Here is a 19,346-nt window from a genome sequence, read left to right as displayed (position 1 = left end):
GGGAATCACCGTCCGTTTACGGCGGCGAGGATGTCAACCAGTGGAAGTCGAGATATTAAGCGATCGCCTAGCTCAAGACTAATAAAAACGCTGAAAAAATTAACAACAGGAGAAACAACGATGACTGGTACTAATTCCACTAGCCCAAATTATGTAATCGTAACCGATCAATATTGGGATGGTTTGGCTGATAATCCCCTTGGTGCCACGGAAATTCGCATCGAAAATGGGAATATCACTGCGATCGCTACAACAGTTGATCACAGCAACGCTCAAATTATTGAACTAAAAGGACACACCGTTACCCCTGGTTTCATTGATTGTCATGTTCATATCACCTTCTGTGAAGGGGATCCTACAATTCCAGAAAATCCTTATATGGTGACAGTGCCATTAATGACCCTTTATAGCTTAAATCCTCTGAAAACACTGTTAATGAACGGTTTTACTACTGTAAGGGAAGTGGGTTGTCCCGATCCAGAATTTATTACCGTCGATCTCAAAAAAGCGATCGCCAATGGCTGGATTATTGGACCAGATCTATTGGTAGCACCTCACCTGATTTCAGCCCAAGGAGGACATGGTGATTTTACCTCTTTAGTTGCTTTTCAGTTCAGACCAGAAAAATTTGAAGTAGCAGACGGAACAGCAGAAATTATCCGCATAGTACGAGAAGAAATTCGCTCAGGAGCAGATTGGATTAAATTCTGTGCTACAGGGGGTTTTAGCTCTCCTACGGATGATCCGAGTCAAACCACTTATTCCCAAGAGGAGATGAATATTCTGGTTAGTACCGCCAAAGATTTCGGTATTTCTGCTTGTCCCCACGCTTATGGAGGGGAAGGGGTTCAACGTGCTGTTAACGCGGGGGTACGTTCCATTGAACATGGTAATCTTGCGAGTTCCGAGACTTTGCAATTGATGGAAGAGAAAGGAGTTTATCTGGTACCAACTCAATACACTGTTTTAGAAAAAGCTCGCAATGCCAATAATCCTGAATATTGGAAAAGTCGTTCTCCTTGGCAACACGCTAAATATCAAAAATATGCCTCTCAACTGATTGCTTGTGCTGATAATTTAGCTAAAAGTAACGTTAAGATTGCTTTTGGTACTGATGCGGGAACTTTTCCTCATATAGATAACTGGAAAGAGTTTCCAGCGATGGTTCAAAATGGTATTACTCCTTTACGCGCTTTAAAAGCAGCAACTACTGTAGCGGCTGAATTATTAATGCAGCCGAATATTGGTGCGTTAGCGGTGGGGAAATTTGCTGATATTATCGCTATGCCGGGTAATCCTTTTGAGGATATTAATGTTACTGGTAAAGTTGATTTTGTCATGAAACGGGGAGTCATCTATAAACAACCATCGGGAGGACAAGTATAATGGTTTTGTCATCAAATCTCTGGAAGACACCAGTAACACTGCTGACGGGTTTTTTAGGTGCGGGTAAAACTACTTTACTTAACTGCATTCTTAAGGGTAAAAGTGATCGCCGTTTCGGCATACTGGTCAATGATTTTGGCAGTCTTAATATTGATCAGATGTTAATTAAAAATAGAGACGATGATCTAATCACTCTTGAGGGAGGTTGTGTTTGTTGTAGTTTACAAAATAATCTGGTTAATTCCCTTCCCAAAATCCTATCTCTCCGTCCAGATCAGATCTTAATTGAAGCCAGTGGAATTGCTAACCCTTATACCCTGTTACAAACCCTAAAGCGTCCAGTTTTAAGTAGAATAATTCGCTTGGAAAGCATTATTACCCTAGTTGATGCGACCTATCTACCCCAAATTTGTGAACCATCTGGAAAAATTAACTATCAAGATTTGCTAATTGATCAAATTTCGGCTGCTGATATTGTGGTTCTCAATAAAATTGATTTGATTGATGAAAAAGCACAAATTAATGCTAGTCAAATTATCCAAAAAATAGCACCTTGGGTGCGTTTGTTAAAAGGGAGTTATGGGGATGTTTCCCTAGATTTATTATTAGGATTTAGGGACTCATTTCCCGTTCGTTCTGTATCTAGTCAATTAAAATCTAATCACTCTGATAACTTTCATACTTGGAGTTATGAAAGTGTTCGCCCTTTTCAGTTATTAACCCTAGGAAAAATATTAGGGAAATTACCCGTAACTGTATTGCGAGCCAAGGGTATTTTATCTACTGTTGAACATCCCAATAGAAGAGTAATTTTGCAACAAGTGGGGCTGAGAATTACCTTAGAAATAGGCGAGGAATGGGGTAATAATCCACCCTTTACCCAATTGGTATTAATTAGCACGGAGGCAATAAATACAAATATATTACAGCAGCAATTAGATAGCTGTTTAAGAGTAGAGGATTTTGAGGTAAATTTAAAAACTCAAACCAAAGATAATTTTATTTTAAGTAACGAAATGTAACAAATATATCACAATTATCCAGGGTCAAACATTTTATCAAAAAACTGGGTTTAAAACCTCCTCCTTCTAGGGGAACTTGATGTTATAATTTTAGTAATCTAGAAAACCCGCCCTATCCTAGAGAAAGTCCTGCAACGGGTTGACGATGAGTAAGGGGAAGCTGGAGAGATAGCCTTTTCATTCTATTAATCAATCTAAAAAGTCCCAAAAAATATGATAACTTCCACTCCAGTAAAAAAAAATGACGATGTTAACGCCTTAAATGCGGATATTAGGGAAGTTTTATTAGAGGTTTTGCCGATAATTTCGCCTGAATTACAACTAGAAATCGCTAACTTAGTTCAACAGATTCATCACCTGAATTATTTGATTTATAAAAAAAGTAATAGCTGGAAAATTGGTTGGTTTATTTTTAACAATGATCCAACTAAATTGATTTTGTTATTAGAGGAAATTAAATATATATTGCTCATGGCAAAAACTAATAAAGTCGGAGTTGATGCTATTCGAGAATTCAGAATTAATCTAGAAAAGGAAATTAATAATAGTCGCTATTTTTTATGGGGACATATTTTGAATGGATTTAGTTCTATCTATTCTACAAGATCAGTCCCATTCAAAATATTTTTAGGTTTATCTATTACAACTTTTTTATCTATGATTGCCCTCAAATTTTCTGCTCAAGAAATTTACATATTTGATGATAATTTACACCAGAAACACTCTCAAGAGGAGGCACTTATTTCAAAACCATTACCTCAAGCAAACTCCCCAGCCCCCATTCCTTCTAGTAGTTATTCAGAACAGTTAAAATCATCGAGTGATACGATAAATCCTAATCGGCATATATTTTATGGTTTAGTTTATGCGGCAACAGCAGGAGTGTTGGGAAGTGTTGCGAGTATTTTACTCAGAATTATCGACTTTACAGACAAAAAATATGACGACCCCCTCATTCCTCTTTTTATTGGTTTGTTTAGACCCTTAATTGGTCTAATTTTCGGTATTTTTATCTTTAGTTTAATTAGCTCAAATACGTTGATTAAAATTGATTTTATGATTACCCAGGATCAAAATTCTTCTAGTTTAATAACCAACAAAGCCCGTCAGGATTTATTTATCTTTTCCTGTGCTTTTTTAGTGGGATTTAGTGAAAGATTTGCCTCAGATTTACTGAAAAAAACTGAATCGGGATTAATTGAAGAAAAAGAAAAATAATGTTATTGGCTAAATTATAGGGACTTTTGCGGATTCAAGACATACAATAACAGCAGTGGTCAAAGGGATTTATTTTCAGTTAGGAAAAGATGGGGGGCAATCTGTTTAGAGTGGGTTCCTTCATAATACTCTTTCACTAGCTTTGTTAATTCTTGTTTAGCCGAGTTAAGCAGGTCTGGTTCTCTGTATTTAGGGCTTGCTGAAAAAGCCTGAAATGCCGATAGGAAAAAGGTTTCGACTCAATCAAGTCGAGAAAAAAGGCACAAAAAAAGGTAAAATACCCTAAAAGCCAAGCACTTTTTTTTATTCAGTACAGATGTATAGTATCTCGACTGCAACTCCATCAGAACCCGAATCATTTGAACTGCCCGAGGAGCGGAAAACTATCAGATGAAAACCGTTGGGTTATTATGGCCAACTTAATTCCCTGGGAAAAATTTGAAGAAGAGTACGCAAAAAGCTTCTGCGAAAACAAGGGTGCGCCCGCCTTACCATTTAGGGTAGCATTGGCAGCATTAATTATTCAAGAAAGATTAGGAATAAGTGATAGAGAAACCGTCGAACAAATTAGGGAAAACCCTTACCTAAAATACTTTCTTGGGCTAACAAACTATCAAACCCCAAGCCCCATTTGATGCCTCAATGATGGTATATTTTCGGAAAATAATTAAGTTAAATCTCCTTAACAAAATTAACCAAGAAATGGTGAAAAAAGGCCGAGAAATTCTCGATGACAAAGAATCTGATGCCAGAACAGAAGAGCGAGGAGAAGAAAGTGAGCGGCCCAATGCAGGAAAATTAATATTAGATGCGACTTGTGCGCCCGCTGATATTAAGTAGGGTCTGCTGAAAAAGTAGGGGCGAAGCATTCGGGCAATAACCTATCGGTGAAACCGTAGATTTTCTATCCGAATGCTTCGCCCCTACAGGACGCGGGCCGATGAAGACGCAAGCTTTTGAAGCACGATTCTCTCAAAATCTTGCACCTGTTTCGCAAGAAAAGCCACAAAACCCTTACCATGCCTACATTTCACATTTATTCAGCCAGCCCTAAGTATCCCACAGATTTAGATCTATTAAATCAAGGGTTCTTCTCGACTTTGTGTGATAATTTTTGCTTATGGAACCCTGAAGTGCTTATTGGGCAAAACTTTTAGGACTATTTTGCGGATATTCTATCGGTATAGACCTCGTTTCCACACAGAAACCAGAAGAGCCAATCAAGCTCGTCAAGGAACGGAAAAAATCCTAGATTGTCTCTACCGGGAAGTCAAAGAAAAGTTAACTAAGAAACCAAGAACTTCCCGAAAAATAGCGAGAAAGAACTATTTAAAAGTCGCTAAAAAACGTCGTCCCTCTCAAAAAGAAAGACGGAAAGCCATTGGTCAACAACTGGGATATATTCAAAGAAACTTAGGTTATATAGACCAACTAATTGAATTAGGAGCCTCCTTAACTTGTTTAAGTAAAAGACAATATAAACTGCTATTAGTCATTGAAGAAGTCTCTCGTCAACAACGGGAGATGTGGTCAGAGAAAAAAACAAGGGTTGACCAGAGAATTGTCAGTTTAAGTCAACCTCATGTACGTCCTATTGTCAGAGGCAAAGCTGGAAAACCGATGGAATTTGGCGCAAAGCTCTCGGTGTCTTGTGTCGATAATTATGTATTTTTACACCGTTTGTCTTGGGAAAACTTTAATGAATCTCAAGATTTGAAAGCGCAAGTAGAAAACTTTAAAGAGACTTATGGTTGTTAGCCAGCAATCCGTTCATGTCGATAAAATTTATCGAACCAGAGAAAACTTGGCATGGTGTAAGGAAGCGGATGCGACCCCCGCGCCGTCGCACGGCGTCAGGGAACGCGCACCAAGCAAGAGGAATAAGATTAAGTGGATTACCATTGGGAAGACCACCGAAGAATCGAAGCGCTGAACTAAAAAAACAAGCTCAAGAGGACGAGAGTTTTCGCAATGCAATAGAAGGGAAATTCGGACAAGCTAAGAGAAGATTTGGTTTAAATCTGTGCATGACAAAACTACCTGAAACTTCAGAAACGTCCATTGCTCTTACCTTTTTGGTTGTCAATCTTTCCCGACTGCTTCGGCAGTTTTTTGGGCTTTTTTTGTCTTTCGGGCTTTTTCGGCGAACACATGAACTAAGATGCCGCCAACGCTTTAATAAAAATTATGTTAAAAGTGATTTTACTCAAGTAAAACTTATCACTTGGGCGACAAATTATTGGCACTCAATAGCATAATTCTTTGAGCGACTTTTTCAGCAAACCCTATTTACTCATAATTTCGGCGGGTTGCGAGTTAGGAATCGGTTCAAAGTTGTGGTCGTCAGCCAGATATTCCGGATAGGTGGAGAATTGGGGTAGTATTTCTAGGGTAAAAGCTTCGGCAGCTTTCGAGCGATAGCGATTCGGGTTAATAATTACCGACAAAGTGCGTCGTACTTCCACATCTTTAATTCGGGTAGCGTGGATAACTCCCATTTGTAGTTCTTTTTCGATCGCTGTCACCGAGACAAAAGCCGCCCCTAAACCGGATTGTACGGCATTTTTAATCGCCTCGATCGAGTTAAGTTCCATCTCCACTTTTAAGCGTTTGGTATCGATCTCGCAACGGGTTAAAACCTTGTCGATGACTTTGCGAATCGTCGATTGGGAATCGAGGGTGATAAATTTTAGTCGATATAAATCCTCTTTTTGAATCATTTCTACCTTAGACAGAGGATGAAAAATAGGCAGGACTAAAGCCAGTTCATCGTCTGCGTAGGGGATAATCCGCAGGGTTTCTTGTAATTCGGCGGGAACTTCTCCCCCGATAATGGCTAAATCCACTTGACCGTTAGCAACGCTCCAAGAGGTGCGACGGGTGGAATGAACTTGTAGCTGTACGGATACTTCTGGGTATTTTTGCCGAAAAATCCCGATCATGCGGGGAAGAAGATAGGTTCCTGTGGTTTGGGAAGCACCGATGATTAGGGTTCCCCTTGCAGATTTTGTAGATCTTCGATCGCCCGACAGGTTTCTTGACAGAGAGTGATAATTTTTTCGCCGTAGCTTAAGAGTAGGTGTCCCGCTTCTGTTAATTGGGCTTTCCGACCGCCCCGGTCAAATAACGGCACATTTAGCTGTTTTTCGAGGTTTTGTACCTGAAGACTGACCGCCGGTTGAGATACATACAGGGTATCTGCCGCCCGTTTAAAGCTTCCTTCGGCAGCGATCGCTTTGAGAATTCTCAGTTGGTCTAGGGTGAAGGGAATGTCGGTCATAGAAAGCCTCAAAAACAGCGACAGGAGAAGGGGAGGACAATAGCGACAAATCTTAAGCCAGTGCCGATAAATACACTGAATTGACAGTACCACACCACGGGGATCAATGCTTCAGGTAGTTCCAGTTATCAGTTACCAGTTATCAGTTACCAGTTATCAGTTATCAGTTATCAGGAGTCTCCGAGTCTCCGAGTCTCCGAGTCTCCGAGTCTCCGAGTCTCCGAGTCTCCGAGTCAGGAAATAGGGTGGTCACTGCGTGCGCGTTGCGGGGAGTTTTGGGGTTTTGGGGTTTTGGGGTGTTTAAATTCCTCCACTTCCCCACTTCCCCACTTCCCCACTTCCCCACCCCTCACTGATCACTGAAAAAGGCTGCCCCAGCAATTATCGGGTTGACTTTTGTCTACCACTTAATCGTTCTTAACCAAGAATCTTAATGATATTTTAAGATTTTTTAACAAACCGCCCCTAGCCGAGATGAACGTATATTCTATAGGGGAGCGAGTGTAGATTCCTATTCCCGTTCGATCGCCCGCTAATTCTCTGGAGATCAGCACCCATGCTTACTTTGCTCCGTTCGCTGCTATTTTCCACCCTATTAAGTTTTGTTGCCCCCGTCCTCTTGGTAGGTTCTATTTTAGCTGCTTTATTGGCCACCAGTCATGTCCCTGGCTTTACTTGGGTTTCTCAGACCGGTTTTAGCCAAATACTGCAATTTTTAACCATTTTCGGCGACGGTTATCCCCTACAAGGAATGTTAACCATCGCTGTCACCTTTGCTTTTGTTGGCAGTTTATTCGATTTATTTAACTTTTACGTCTATCAAACCAATCGGGGACAGTAACAGGCAAAGGGTGATATTGACTGTCTAGAATGGGAATGAGGTTTTTATGGGATCGAATCGTCTATGCGCCCTATTTTCTGCCGTTTTTGGCTATTAACCCTGATTACGCTGCTGCTCACCCTGAGTATCGGGATGATCAATCCCCAACCCAGTTTCGGGCGCTCGTGGATGGATTTACTTTTTCGCGGTGTGCAGGTTATTCAACTTGCCACTATTTCTCCTCAGCAGGAAGTCGCCCTCGGTAGGCAGATTAATCAGGGTTTATTAGAATCAGGTAAGGTAAAACTCTCCAAAGATGCCAGAATTAACCAATATGTCCAAGAAATCGGACAGCGATTAGCGGCAACTAGCGATCGCCCTGACCTTCCCTACACTTTTCAAGTGGTGCGCGACAATAGCATTAACGCCTTCGCTACTATGGGCGGATTTGTCTATTTACACACGGGATTGATTAAAACTGCTGATAATGAGGCGGAATTAGCCAGCGTGATTGCCCATGAAATCGGCCATATCGTCGGTCGTCATTCTATCACCCAATTACGCAATACTGCCCTCGCCCAAGGACTTCTGAGCGCGGCGGGATTAGACACAAAAACTTGGGTACAATTGGGAGTCAATCTCGCCTATAATCTGCCCAATAGTCGCAAGGATGAATTAGAAGCGGACCGACTGGGTTTAAACAATCTAGCTGAGGCCGGTTATGCAGCCAAGGCCATGATCTCCTTTATGGGAAAATTAGCACAACAAGGCGGTTCTACCCCGACAATTCTCAGCACCCATCCTGCTACCGGCGATCGGATTTTGGCACTGCAAAAACAGCTTAATTCGGTTAATAACAAGCAGAATCAAGGTTTAGACGGGGATTATTACCAATTGCAGATTCGTTCTCTCCGCTAATCATACAATTTCCCGAAAGGATAAAAACTCGGCCACCGCTTGATTAAAAGTTTCAGGTTCCCCTAAAAATGCCCAATGATTACCCGGTATTTTTTTAATCTCTAGAGAAGTTAAATACTTTTTGTAGGATTGAATTTGCCAAGCAGTGCGATTTAATCCCTGTTGGGGAAGGATTAATAAACTGGGAATATCTAAAGTTTTAGTTAATCCGGCAAACCCCATGACATCCTCAAAAATTTCCCCCCGTGCCGATAAAGTGAATTTACCGCTCCAACTGCCATCAGCTTTTTGTTCGATGGCATTTTTAAACACCTCTTGCTGTAGATTTGACCAACCTTTATATTGTTTTAATTGACGAGCGATCGCCTCTATGCTCTGATAACTATCAAAGGAGCGAGTAATCTTTAAAAAGGGCAAAACTTGATAGAGAATTGGAAAAGTTATCCTAATCCAACTAGGCATTTTATCGATAAAAAAGGGATCGACTAAAATTAAACTCTTAAATACTTCCGGCTGTTGAGTTGCCCAAATTGCCGCTATTTTAGCACTCCAAGAATGACCTAAAATATGTGCTTGCGTCCAACCTAAATGATTAATTAAAGCCCTTAAATCGCCGATATAATCCTGAAAGTGATAACCGGTTGCCGGTTTACCGCTTTCCCCATGTCCCCGCAAATCTGGGGCAATAACTTGATAATTTGAGCTTAAATAATCGCCCAAGCTTGACCAAACCAAAGCATGATCCGCCATGCCGTGCAATAATAATAGAGGCATACCTCGATCGCTCCATTGTAAATAGGAAATTTCCATCGAGTTATTGGTAAAAGTCTGGCGTTGTGGCATAAATTCTCGACTGATTTTTACTCTATAATTTACCTATCACTTAATAAAACTTCATACAATGGCACGACAATCTCCGCTCACTGGGACTAGCTTAGAACAATTGTCTTGGACATGGCAAGGTCACACCATCCCCTACACTGTGCGGGGAGAAGGACAACCCCTAGTATTAATTCACGGTTTTGGGGCATCTATCGGTCATTGGCGCAAAAATATCCCCGTTTTAGCGGAAAATGGCTATCAAGTCTATGCCCTAGATCTTTTGGGATTTGGGGGTACAGATAAGCCCGCTTTAGATTATAGTCTCGACCTTTGGCTGCGGCAAATACAAGACTTTTGGCGAGAAAAAATGGCAAAACCGGCGGTATTTATCGGTAATTCCATCGGGGGACTGATTACCTTAATGCTGATGGCAGAATCTCCCGAAATCACTGCTGGAGGAGTAATTATTAACTGTGCCGGAGGATTAAACCATCGTCCCGAAGAATTAAATTTGCCGCTGCGTTTAATCATGGCTGCCTTTACCGGTTTAGTTAGTTCTCCCGTGACAGGAAAGTTTATTTTTGGACAGGTAAGGCAGAAAAATCGCATCCGTAACACCTTAAAACAGGTTTATCGGGATCATACCGCGATTACCGAGGAATTAGTCGAAATTCTCTATCAACCCTCCTGTGATGCGGGTGCGTGGGGAGTGTTCGCATCGGTGTTGACGGCACCCCCCGGACCTTCTCCCCTGGAATTATTACCGCAAATCGATCGCCCTTTATTGGTACTCTGGGGAGAGGATGACCCTTGGACACCGATCGCCGGTTCGGTAATTTACCAAGAAAGAGCTAAAATGGGAAATAATACCCAATTTTATCCGATTGCCAAAGCTGGTCACTGTCCCCACGATGAACATCCCGAAAAAGTTAATCAATTAATTTTGAGTTGGCTGTCGGAAATGGGGATTTAGTCAGTTATCGAAGATTTTAGCGATTAATAGTTACTGGAGAAATCTGCCAATCGGGGCGAAGATTTTTCGCCCCTTGCAGATAGACGTGCTGCATTTCGCTTTGCAGTTTGGGAGTATTAACGTGGAGAATTACGCGAATACACTTGTCCAGACTACCAACGACGTGCATCTGTTGCACATCGAGGAGGGGGACATTTTGCCAATGGGGACGTTCGCGAGCGATAGCGGCGGGGAAAATCGCGTCTAAATCCTGAGTTGCCGTAAAGATAATACTAACAATATCATCGGGATCGAGACTATTGTGGATTTCGATCGCTTCGAGGAGTTCTGTTACTGCTTCTCGTATAGCTTCAATAGTATTAGCCGTTACTGTCGTTGCTCCCCGAATGGCTCGAACCTTCCACTGCACGATTGTCATCCTCCGCTAATCCTGATGAGTCAATTTTAGGGGTTAACGCGCCCTTTTTCTCGACTTTAATCTGGCCATCAGGGTCGGTATAACCACAATAGTTGTCCGTTAACTTCCAATTCAAATTCTAGGCGCTGTAGGGTTTTTTGTAATCCTAGGGGTATTGGGGAACGATTGCCCGTCAGACGACTGAGGAGGGGTTTCGGTTCTTCGATAGTCTGACATTTAGTTTTATCTGGGGGTAATCCTGCCAATTCTAGCGCCCAAAGTCGGGCATCTTCCTCGGTTCCCAAGCGATCAACCACTCCTAATTCTAACGCCTGTTGGCCGGTAAAAATGCGCCCATCGGCAAAACTTTTCACCTGATTGACATCTAAATTTCTCGCTCCGGCGACGGTTTGCAGAAATTGCTGATAACTGGTATCGATCATATCCTGGAGAATTCTTTCTTCTTCATCAGTTAATTCTCGATCGAAGGAGAGAATATCTTTATAGGGGCCAGATTTAATCACTTTAAACGAAACTCCCACCTTATCCAACAATCTTTCCAGATTGTTCCCTCTGAGGATAACACCGATCGAGCCAGTAATCGTGCCGGGGTTAGCCATAATATAATTAGCTCCCATACCGATATAAACGCCGCCAGAGGCGGAAATATTGCCAAAACTAGCGATTATTTTCGTGTTTTTTTGTAACCGCTTCAATGCTTCATAAATTTCTTGGGAATCCCCCACGGTTCCCCCGGGGGAGTCAATGCGGAGAAGTAGGGCGGGATATTGCCTTTCTTTGACGATTTCTAGGGCTTTTAAGACTCTTTTGCGGGTATCGGAGGCAATTGCACCTGTAATTTCTATTCGAGCGATTTGTTTGTGGGTTTTCGGTTTAAAAGGCCAGACCATCAGGTTTAAATATCTCTCAAAAAAGGACTCTTTCTAATCTAACGCTTTGATCGTTCCGGGTTAAGCAGACGTTATATTTCAGAATTTAAGGACAAAATGTCTGGTTAAGTGTTTGACATCCTCACGGCCAGGGCCGGACGGTGATGACCGGGCAGCTCGAACAAGATTTATTCAGCAAACCCTAATTAGGGCTGGCTGAATAATGGTAAAACCCTTTTAAAATAAGGCTTTTGACCTGTTAAAATCCGATGTTAGTGCCAGAATATAGGATTAGGACATTCAAAAAACTTGCATTATCCTTCTCTTAGTAGATAAACTGGTACAAAAAAGAAGGGCAACAAAGCCTGAAACGACCGGCTACTGACGACCGGCTACTGACTCCTAACCCCACCAACAAACTTTTTGCCGCAGACCCTAAGTAGGGTTTGCTGAATAAATCTAAAAACCTTATCCAACAAGGTTTTTAGACTTTTTTCCCCTCAAAAAGTGCCGACCATTGGAGTGATTGGGGGAAAATTCCTGGACTTTTTCCCTGAAAATTAGCTAATTGACCACCTGAAAATCGGTAAAACCCCACACCCCACACCCCACACCCCACACCCTACCCCCACGAAAAACTTTTTGCCGCAAACCCTAAGTAGGGCAAGGGGCAGTAGAAGCTGATGGGCAAATCGCCATTCGGAGCAATTACCGACCTGAACAAGGAAATTACAGATTTTTTCAAGCTAGGATCAAAGATTTTGTATCGAAAAATACAAAACTGGTCAAAGTGACTGTTTAGGATGGATTTTTTGAGAAGCTTAAGAACCGATTCATACGTCAAAGGAGTTTTCCATGCCCGAAACGCCACAAGAAGTCTTGAAAATGATTCAGGACAACAATATTAAGATTATCGACCTGAAATTTATTGATATGCCAGGTATCTGGCAACATTGCTCGTTCTACTACGATCAAATCGATGAAAGCTCTTTCAGCGATGGTGTTGCCTTCGATGGTTCCAGTATTCGCGGTTGGAAAGCAATTAACGAATCCGATATGGCCATGGTTCCCGATCCTACCACTGCTTGGATCGATCCCTTCTACAAGGAACCTACCCTAAGCATGATCTGTAGCATCAAAGAACCGAGAACTGGTGAATGGTATAGCCGCGATCCTCGCTCTATTGCTCAGAAAGCGATCGATTATCTTAGCAGTACCGGTTTAGGTGATACCGTATATTTTGGACCGGAAGCGGAATTTTTCCTCTTTGATAGCGCTCGTTTCGACCAAACCGCCAACGCAGGCTATTACTATATGGATAGTGTCGAAGGTCGTTGGAATAGCGGTAAGGACGAAAAAGAGGGAAATCTTGCCTATAAACCCGCCTACAAACAGGGTTATTTCCCCGTTAGTCCCACCGACACCTCTCAAGATATTCGCACGGAAATGCTCTTAACCATGGCCGACTGCGGAGTTCCCATCGAAAAACATCACCATGAAGTCGCTACTGGTGGTCAAAACGAGTTAGGGATTAAATTCTCTACCCTAGTACGGGCCGCTGACTACTTGATGACCTACAAATACTGCATTAAGAACGTGGCGAAGAAATACGGTAAAACCGTCACCTTTATGCCTAAACCCATCTTTGGTGATAACGGTTCCGGGATGCACGTTCACCAGTCTATCTGGAAAGATGGTCAACCCCTGTTCGCTGGGGATAAATACGCCGGACTTAGCCAAATGGCACTGCACTACATCGGTGGTTTGCTTAGACACGCTCCCGCACTCTTAGCTTTAACTAACCCCACCACCAACTCTTACAAGCGTCTCGTCCCCGGTTTTGAGGCCCCTGTAAACCTGGCTTACTCCCAAGGTAATCGCTCCGCTTCGATTCGGATTCCTTTATCGGGAAGCAACCCAAAAGCTAAACGTTTAGAATTCCGTTGTCCTGACGCGACTTCTAACCCCTACCTCGCTTTTGCAGCTATGCTCTGTGCGGGTATCGATGGAATTAAAAATCAAATCGAACCAGGGGAACCTCTCGATGTGGATATCTACGAACTCAGCCCCGAAGAATTGTCAAAAATACCCTCTACCCCTGGTTCTCTAGAAGCAGCTCTGGAAAGTCTCGAAAAAGATCACGCTTTCTTGACCGATTCTGGTGTCTTTACCGAAGACTTTATCCAAAACTGGATCACCTACAAACTCGATAACGAAGTTAACCCGATGCGCTTACGTCCTCACCCCTACGAGTTCTCTCTCTACTACGATGTCTAAGGTTTGATTGATTAATTATTAATCCTAGGGTAGGCTTTTGTCTGCCCTTTTTTCCGCATCAGCAAGTCAGTCCCGATGAAAAAATTTTCACCACCGCAGATGAAAGAGGTTTCCTTCCCCACACCCTGCCACCACCGAAAAACTTTTTGCCGCAAACCCTAGTATAATCCCTTGCTGCCAATTAAGTAGGGAGGCACAATTATTTGTAGGATGGGTTAGCGGTAGCGTAACCCATGCGGGCGTTGGGTTTCATGCTTCAACCCAACCTCCGTTCATCTTATATTTAATTCCACCCACCCACTTAGCATAAAATACGATTAATTGACTGGTATTTTGGGGCGATAGTTTATGGAACGCGGGTTATTGTGGACACCTTTATTAATTCTATTTATTTGGTTGGCTTGGAGTGGTTGGAATGAATACCAAAAAGTGGAAATCTATCGACAATGGGCGGAAAACTTCGAGCGAGCTAAGTATGATATATATTCTGTCTTAGGTCAAAAAGATAAAATTATCACTTGGGGAAAGCCAACTCGTAAGGGAGTGATTAATTTACAAACTTTTTCCCTAGAGGAGGTCAAAGAAATCCGTCTGTTAGTTAATAATCAAGTGGTGGATTTAGATGCTCTTCCCCCGCAGGGTTCCCCTTGCCTAGAATTTATCTTTAAGGAGCGATCGCCTGAAAGAATTCCCTTTACTGAAGTTGAATTAGCCAGTCGGTGGGCGAAATTTTTACAACAACAAATCTTAATTTAATGGCGATAATTTCTAGCGCAATCTTCCTGATCGCAGGATACCGACAACTAACCATAAACCGATAAAACTAGCTGTAGCAAATAATACGGTACTAATAATAGTTAATTGCCGAGATTGGGTGCTGGCCGTAACAATAGCAGCCCCGATAATTAAGGAACCAATAATCACACTAAAAGCTAGTCGATTGGCGGAATTATCTAAACTGCGACGGAGATTATCTAAGTCGCGAATTTTCAGATTAACATTTAAAGTTTCCGAGGTTAAACCATCTAGTAAAACTTCGATTTGACGGGGAGATTTCAGGGAAAAAGATTTCAAGTCTAAAACTGTTCTTAGGGCAGTTTGTAGGGGAGTGCTACCGATTAACTGTTGTTCAAGAATATTAGTTAATAGCGGTTTGACTTCCTCCAGGATATTAATATCAGGATTAAATTTTCGGGCAGTTCCTTCTAGATTAGCGAGACTTTTGGCAAATAAACCTAAATTACCCGGAAGTTTAATTCTATTGCGACGGGCAATTTGCAAAAGTTCATAAACCACCTCACTAAAGTTAATTTGATTTAAATTGAGGTTATAATATTTTCGCAACATCCGCTCATAATCCACCTCTAATTGTACTAAAGTAATCGGCACGACTGACTCGGATAGTTTAATAGTTAGTTGACTGCATCTTTTGGCATCTAAGTCAACAATTGCCAATAACAATTCTGTTAAAATTTGTTGAGTTTGCGGGTCTAATCTGCCCACCATACCACAGTCAATTAAAGCCACTCTACCATCATCAAGATAGAAAATATTACCCGGGTGAGGATCGGCATGAAAGAAGCCATCAATATAAATTTGTTGAAAAAATGACCGAAACAAAATCCTAGTTATTTCGCTTTTTCTTTGGGAAATTGCTTGCTCAGTTGGCGGTCTAGAAACATCAGCCTCTAAAATTTGTTTTCCTTCTAACCATTCTAACACTAATAGCTTGGAATTAGTTAAGTGCCAATAAATTTTAGGAATAACTAACTGCTTGGGTTCTGACCACCGACTCTGGGTTAAATTATAGCGTAATTGGTCAGTATAATGACCTTCTTGGGTGAAATCTAATTCCGCATTGACTGCTTTAATAAACTCCTCTGCTAAGTTAACAACGTCATAACTTTGACCAAATTCTGTTAGGGCAACTAAATCAGCAATTCCCTTAATTAAGGCACTATCTTGGGCGACAATTTTTTCGATTCCAGGACGCAAGACTTTAATCGCTACTTCCTCCCCAGATAATAAAGTTGCCCGATGAATTTGCCCGATTGATCCTGCGGCGATCGGTTGGGGATTAATATACTTAAATACCTCTTCGATCGGTTTGGCTAACTGTTCGGTGATGACTATTTCTATATCCGTCCAAGCAACGGGAGGAACTTGCGCTTGTAGGGCAGTTAAAGCCTCGATATAATTAGCAGGTAGCAGATCGGGACGGGTACTAAGTAACTGTCCCAATTTGACATAAAAAGGCCCCAATTCCACGAGGATTTTTTTGAGAACTTCTGGGGTAGGAATCTGGGGATTTTCTGTTTTTCCTAGGGTTAAAACCCCGCGCATATAGTCCCAACCGTTGCCGAGAACTATCTCAAGGATTTCTTTTTGTCTTTGACTGGTTTGGGGGAGTGAGAACACAGTATTATCAGTTATCAGTTATCAGTTATCAGTTATCAGTTATCAGTTATCAGTTATCAGTTATCAGTTATCAGTTTATCAGTGGGTAAGTTAGGTACTTATCGATGGGTGCATCCCACATTTGCAGGAACACCGATAATCAGCAATTATCAGTGACTTTTAAATTATTACAGATATATCAGCAGCTGCCTGTAAGCATCCCACCGAAAAACTAATGCGCGGGGGGTTTGGGGGCGGCGCCACGCCCCCAACGGGGGGTTTGGGGGGTAGAACCCCCCAAAAGCTTGGATTGAGCGATAAAACCGAAAGTAACGCCCGATTTTAGTAGGAAGTTTCCCTTAAAAAATCCCAACTTAGTAGATTTACAAAAATGAGATGTACCCCTTTCAGTTATCAGTTATCAGTTATCAGTGATCAGATTTGAGTTTTAAGTGAGCAGTATTAAATAGAAGTTTCCTACTGTCTTTTCACTGGTTACTGGTTACTGTTTACTGATCACTGATTACTGAAAAAAAGGCTTTTAGACTTTTTTTTCCTCAAAAAGTGCTGACCATTGGAGTGATCGGGGGTAAAATTCCTGGACTTTTTCCCTGAAAATTAGGTAACTGACTACCTCAAAATCGGTAAAACCCTACACCCCACACCCCACACCCCACACCCTGCCCCCACGAAAACCTTTTTCAGCAAACCCTACTTAGGTACTTATCGATCCTATAACAATTTCTCTAATTTGGGATCGGTTTGTAATTGTTTGAGAACCTGTTTAATATCTTGGGTACGATCTTTGTGGACAACGAGAGTCGCTTTACCGTCGCGAACAATTACCAGATCTTTTAAACCAATAGTAACGATCACTTCTTCCCGATCACTAGCATAGATAATAGCCCCTTCCGTGTCCAAACCGACATGATTGGCCAGTTCAATATTTTTGCCCTTTGCTTCCAGTAATCTTTCCAGAGAATTCCAATCTCCCAGATCATCCCAACCGAAATTAGCGGGTAAAACGTAAGCGAGTTGGGTTTTTTCCATCAAAGCATAATCAATACTTTTTTTCTCTAAATCCTCATAGGCAGCGATGCCCCGATCGCTCAGAGGTTGTAAAATATTATTAGCGTGGGTTTTTAGCTCCTCTAAAACCACTTGTCCCTGAAAGATAAACATTCCGCTATTCCAGCTAAAAAGTCCCGTTTCTAGGAATTTTTCGGCCGTGCTGCGATCAGGTTTTTCCGTAAAACGACTCACTTTATACACGGGTAAACCATTAAATTCGCCCTGATTTTCTCCCTGTTCGATATAACCGTAACCGGTGGAGGGATAATCGGGTTTAATCCCTAAAGTAACGATCGCTTTTTGGCTGACGGCCACTTCTACGGCCGCTTTTAAAGTGTTAATATAAGCCTCTTGATTACCAATATAATGATCGGCAGGAAAAAAACCGATCGCCACTTCTTTACCATAACGTTTTATCACTTCTAAAGTAGCCCAAGTCACAGCCGGGGCCGTATCCTTGCCCACCGGTTCCACTAATAGGTTACTCTCCGGTAAATCGGGCAGTTGTTCGCGGACACCATCAGCGATCGCACTAGCGGTAATTACCCAGAGATTTTCCCAACCTGCCCCTAAAGATAATAGACGATCGGCCGTTGCTTGTAAAAGACTGCGACCACTACCATCAAGACAGAGGAACTGTTTCGGACGCGCTAGACGACTGAGGGGCCAAAAACGTTCCCCTTTACCCCCGGCGAGAATGACTGGAACAAGCGACTGATTCATAAAAATTGACACTTATCGGTTAAGTTGAACCGATTGTATCAGACGGCAGTGAGCGTTTTCCTGACCCAAAGCTAAAAAGCGGGCAAATAACCCGCTTTCTAGCAAAAATAACCGAAATATTGCGATTAGAAATTCATTTCGGCTGCTTGTACTGTTTCCACTTGTTTTTTCTTAATAACTAAGAGGATTTGGCAGAGCATAATACCACCGAGGAATAAAACTAATCCTTTGATCCGGCCGGGATTTTGCAGGACAACTTCCGTCTCTTTTTGACCAAAACCGCCGACATTGGGGTTACTGGTTAAAAATTGTCCCACTTCGATCGCTTGGCCTTCCGAGACGATTAACTCAGGACCTGCGGGGATATTTTCCACCACGGGGCCAGCTTCGGAAGTGATGGTCACTTCATAACCACCAGCTTCGGTTTTGCTGATCTGGCTAATTGTACCTGCGGTAGAAGCTTTGAAGGCGTTATTATTGCTGGGTTCACCGGTGGGGTACACTTGACCGCGACCGCGATTGGCCCCTAAATGCACAGCATATTTACCGAAGTGAATACCTTTATTTTGGCTAGGATCGGGGGCCAGGACGGGGAAAACGATTTCTTTGTATTGATCACCGGGTAAGGGGCCGACGATAACCACGTTATCTTGACCTTCTTTGTAGGATTGGAAATAGACTCCACCGAGTTTTTCCTGCATTTCTTCGGGAATGCGATCGGGGGGTGCGATTTTAAAACCATCCGGTAGCATTAAGACTGCACCGACGTTTAAACCCCCCTTCGATCCGTCTCCTAACACCTGTTGACTGGTGGGATCGTAGGGGATTTTTACCACTGCTTCAAAGACGCTATCGGGTAATACCGAGTGGGGGATTTCAATTTCGGCGGGTTTTTGGGCTAAATGGCAGTTCGCGCAGACAATCCGACCGGTCGCTTCTCTGGGGGTTTCCGGGGCGGTTTGTTGCGCCCAAAAAGGATATGCTTGGGCAGATTGGGGGTTAATGACATCGCTGGTTAGGAGTAGGGAAACGGTAGCGATCGCCACGAGGACAGCTTTCACTAGGGCTTGTCTGTGGACTTGCGGGAAACTTAAAAAGTTGAATGTTCTCATCTCTATCGGTTGAATAATTCCAAATCTCGTCACATTGAAT

15 protein-coding genes and 4 pseudogenes are annotated in these 19,346 nt (G+C 42.4%); 11 read left to right on the top strand and 8 right to left on the bottom strand.

Translation table 11 applies throughout. The annotated features are described in order from the left end of the window. The first annotated feature begins 30 nt into the window (after positions 1–30). The 3 genes from VL20_RS18475 to VL20_RS18465 all read left to right on the top strand — a co-directional run bounded on the left by VL20_RS18475 (position 31) and on the right by VL20_RS18465 (position 3,626). A complete protein-coding gene (locus VL20_RS18475) occupies positions 31–1,386 on the top strand; it encodes a metal-dependent hydrolase family protein (RefSeq protein WP_284525849.1) in 1,356 nt (451 codons plus the stop codon). Beyond that, complete coding sequence (locus VL20_RS18470; protein ID WP_052277380.1) at positions 1,386–2,408, top strand: CobW family GTP-binding protein; 1,023 nt, start codon at positions 1,386–1,388, stop codon at positions 2,406–2,408. The genes VL20_RS18475 and VL20_RS18470 overlap by 1 nt, the downstream gene beginning before the upstream one ends. A gap of 213 nt (positions 2,409–2,621) precedes the next feature. Beyond that, positions 2,622–3,626, top strand: coding sequence for a hypothetical protein (locus VL20_RS18465; RefSeq protein WP_052277379.1), 1,005 nt, complete (start codon positions 2,622–2,624; stop codon positions 3,624–3,626). A gap of 59 nt (positions 3,627–3,685) precedes the next feature. On the opposite strand, the pseudogene VL20_RS34095 reads toward VL20_RS18465, so the two are convergent. Further along, a pseudogene (locus VL20_RS34095) lies at positions 3,686–3,817 on the bottom strand (DUF4276 family protein); the annotation flags it as partial. 129 nt (positions 3,818–3,946) lie between these two features. On the opposite strand from VL20_RS34095, the pseudogene VL20_RS32970 reads away from it, so the two are divergent. Continuing rightward, positions 3,947–4,338 (top strand): annotated as a pseudogene (locus VL20_RS32970) (transposase); the annotation flags it as partial. Positions 4,339–4,817: 479 nt separating this feature from the next. Then, positions 4,818–5,884 (top strand): annotated as a pseudogene (locus VL20_RS18455) (transposase); the annotation flags it as partial. A 27-nt stretch (positions 5,885–5,911) separates the two neighbouring features. On the opposite strand, the pseudogene VL20_RS18450 reads toward VL20_RS18455, so the two are convergent. Then, positions 5,912–6,906 (bottom strand): annotated as a pseudogene (locus VL20_RS18450) (LysR family transcriptional regulator). A gap of 106 nt (positions 6,907–7,012) precedes the next feature. Between VL20_RS18450 and VL20_RS31275 the strand changes: the two are divergent. From VL20_RS31275 to VL20_RS18440, 3 genes are all read left to right on the top strand, one after another. Further along, positions 7,013–7,150, top strand: a complete 138-nt coding sequence (locus VL20_RS31275; protein ID WP_158499367.1) for a hypothetical protein — start codon at positions 7,013–7,015, stop codon at positions 7,148–7,150. 312 nt (positions 7,151–7,462) lie between these two features. Further along, positions 7,463–7,747, top strand: a complete 285-nt coding sequence (locus VL20_RS18445; RefSeq protein WP_052277378.1) for a hypothetical protein — start codon at positions 7,463–7,465, stop codon at positions 7,745–7,747. Between the two features lie 63 nt (positions 7,748–7,810). Continuing rightward, on the top strand, positions 7,811–8,644 hold the full coding sequence (locus tag VL20_RS18440; protein ID WP_052277377.1) for a M48 family metallopeptidase: 834 nt from the start codon (positions 7,811–7,813) through the stop codon (positions 8,642–8,644). On the opposite strand, the gene VL20_RS18435 is transcribed toward VL20_RS18440, so the two are convergent. Continuing rightward, positions 8,645–9,487: an alpha/beta fold hydrolase gene (locus VL20_RS18435; RefSeq protein ID WP_052277376.1), complete on the bottom strand. Its 843-nt coding sequence runs from the start codon at positions 9,485–9,487 to the stop codon at positions 8,645–8,647. It abuts the gene before it with no gap. A 58-nt stretch (positions 9,488–9,545) separates the two neighbouring features. Between VL20_RS18435 and VL20_RS18430 the strand changes: the two genes are divergently transcribed. Next, on the top strand, positions 9,546–10,439 hold the full coding sequence (locus VL20_RS18430) for an alpha/beta fold hydrolase (protein WP_002759967.1): 894 nt from the start codon (positions 9,546–9,548) through the stop codon (positions 10,437–10,439). A gap of 16 nt (positions 10,440–10,455) precedes the next feature. On the opposite strand, the gene aroH is transcribed toward VL20_RS18430, so the two are convergent. Together aroH and sppA are read right to left on the bottom strand one after the other, a co-directional pair. Then, positions 10,456–10,857, bottom strand: coding sequence for a chorismate mutase (gene aroH / locus VL20_RS18425; RefSeq protein ID WP_002759969.1), 402 nt, complete (start codon positions 10,855–10,857; stop codon positions 10,456–10,458). Positions 10,858–10,925: 68 nt separating this feature from the next. Next, a complete protein-coding gene (sppA, locus tag VL20_RS18420; RefSeq protein ID WP_002768456.1) occupies positions 10,926–11,747 on the bottom strand; it encodes a signal peptide peptidase SppA in 822 nt (273 codons plus the stop codon). Positions 11,748–12,581: 834 nt separating this feature from the next. Between sppA and glnA the strand changes: the two genes are divergently transcribed. Both glnA and VL20_RS18410 read left to right on the top strand, forming a co-directional pair. After that, entirely contained in the window at positions 12,582–14,003 is a 1,422-nt protein-coding gene (gene glnA / locus VL20_RS18415) for a type I glutamate--ammonia ligase (RefSeq protein WP_052277375.1), read from the top strand. Positions 14,004–14,351: 348 nt separating this feature from the next. Continuing rightward, positions 14,352–14,759, top strand: a complete 408-nt coding sequence (locus tag VL20_RS18410; protein WP_052277374.1) for a hypothetical protein — start codon at positions 14,352–14,354, stop codon at positions 14,757–14,759. A gap of 12 nt (positions 14,760–14,771) precedes the next feature. Here VL20_RS18410 and VL20_RS18405 read toward each other — a convergent pair whose 3' ends face one another. From VL20_RS18405 to petA, 3 genes are all read right to left on the bottom strand, one after another. Then, positions 14,772–16,421 (bottom strand): ABC1 kinase family protein, encoded by a 1,650-nt coding sequence (locus VL20_RS18405; protein ID WP_052277373.1) that lies wholly within the window; start codon positions 16,419–16,421, stop codon positions 14,772–14,774. A gap of 711 nt (positions 16,422–17,132) precedes the next feature. After that, positions 17,133–18,194, bottom strand: coding sequence for a mannose-1-phosphate guanylyltransferase (locus tag VL20_RS18400; RefSeq protein WP_052277372.1), 1,062 nt, complete (start codon positions 18,192–18,194; stop codon positions 17,133–17,135). Positions 18,195–18,319: 125 nt separating this feature from the next. Continuing rightward, complete coding sequence (gene petA, locus VL20_RS18395; RefSeq protein ID WP_052277371.1) at positions 18,320–19,306, bottom strand: cytochrome f; 987 nt, start codon at positions 19,304–19,306, stop codon at positions 18,320–18,322. Positions 19,307–19,346: the final 40 nt, after the last annotated feature.

It is taken from the genome of Microcystis panniformis FACHB-1757, from assembly GCF_001264245.1.
Taxonomy (GTDB): domain Bacteria; phylum Cyanobacteriota; class Cyanobacteriia; order Cyanobacteriales; family Microcystaceae; genus Microcystis; species Microcystis panniformis.
This window is presented reverse-complemented; position numbering and strand designations above follow the sequence as displayed.

What these genes read in the sequence shown, in the direction of transcription:
- VL20_RS18400 (WP_052277372.1), bottom strand. Translation starts at nt 18,194, where the DNA reads ATGAATCAGTCGCTTGTTCCAGTCATTCTCGCCGGGGGTAAAGGGGAA.
- VL20_RS18475 (WP_284525849.1), top strand. Translation starts at nt 31, where the DNA reads ATGTCAACCAGTGGAAGTCGAGATATTAAGCGATCGCCTAGCTCAAGA.
- sppA (WP_002768456.1), bottom strand. Translation starts at nt 11,747, where the DNA reads ATGGTCTGGCCTTTTAAACCGAAAACCCACAAACAAATCGCTCGAATA.
- VL20_RS18435 (WP_052277376.1), bottom strand. Translation starts at nt 9,487, where the DNA reads ATGCCACAACGCCAGACTTTTACCAATAACTCGATGGAAATTTCCTAT.
- VL20_RS18410 (WP_052277374.1), top strand. Translation starts at nt 14,352, where the DNA reads ATGGAACGCGGGTTATTGTGGACACCTTTATTAATTCTATTTATTTGG.
- glnA (WP_052277375.1), top strand. Translation starts at nt 12,582, where the DNA reads ATGCCCGAAACGCCACAAGAAGTCTTGAAAATGATTCAGGACAACAAT.
- VL20_RS18445 (WP_052277378.1), top strand. Translation starts at nt 7,463, where the DNA reads ATGCTTACTTTGCTCCGTTCGCTGCTATTTTCCACCCTATTAAGTTTT.
- VL20_RS31275 (WP_158499367.1), top strand. Translation starts at nt 7,013, where the DNA reads ATGCTTCAGGTAGTTCCAGTTATCAGTTACCAGTTATCAGTTACCAGT.
- aroH (WP_002759969.1), bottom strand. Translation starts at nt 10,857, where the DNA reads ATGACAATCGTGCAGTGGAAGGTTCGAGCCATTCGGGGAGCAACGACA.
- VL20_RS18430 (WP_002759967.1), top strand. Translation starts at nt 9,546, where the DNA reads ATGGCACGACAATCTCCGCTCACTGGGACTAGCTTAGAACAATTGTCT.
- VL20_RS18440 (WP_052277377.1), top strand. Translation starts at nt 7,811, where the DNA reads ATGCGCCCTATTTTCTGCCGTTTTTGGCTATTAACCCTGATTACGCTG.
- petA (WP_052277371.1), bottom strand. Translation starts at nt 19,306, where the DNA reads ATGAGAACATTCAACTTTTTAAGTTTCCCGCAAGTCCACAGACAAGCC.
- VL20_RS18470 (WP_052277380.1), top strand. Translation starts at nt 1,386, where the DNA reads ATGGTTTTGTCATCAAATCTCTGGAAGACACCAGTAACACTGCTGACG.
- VL20_RS18465 (WP_052277379.1), top strand. Translation starts at nt 2,622, where the DNA reads ATGATAACTTCCACTCCAGTAAAAAAAAATGACGATGTTAACGCCTTA.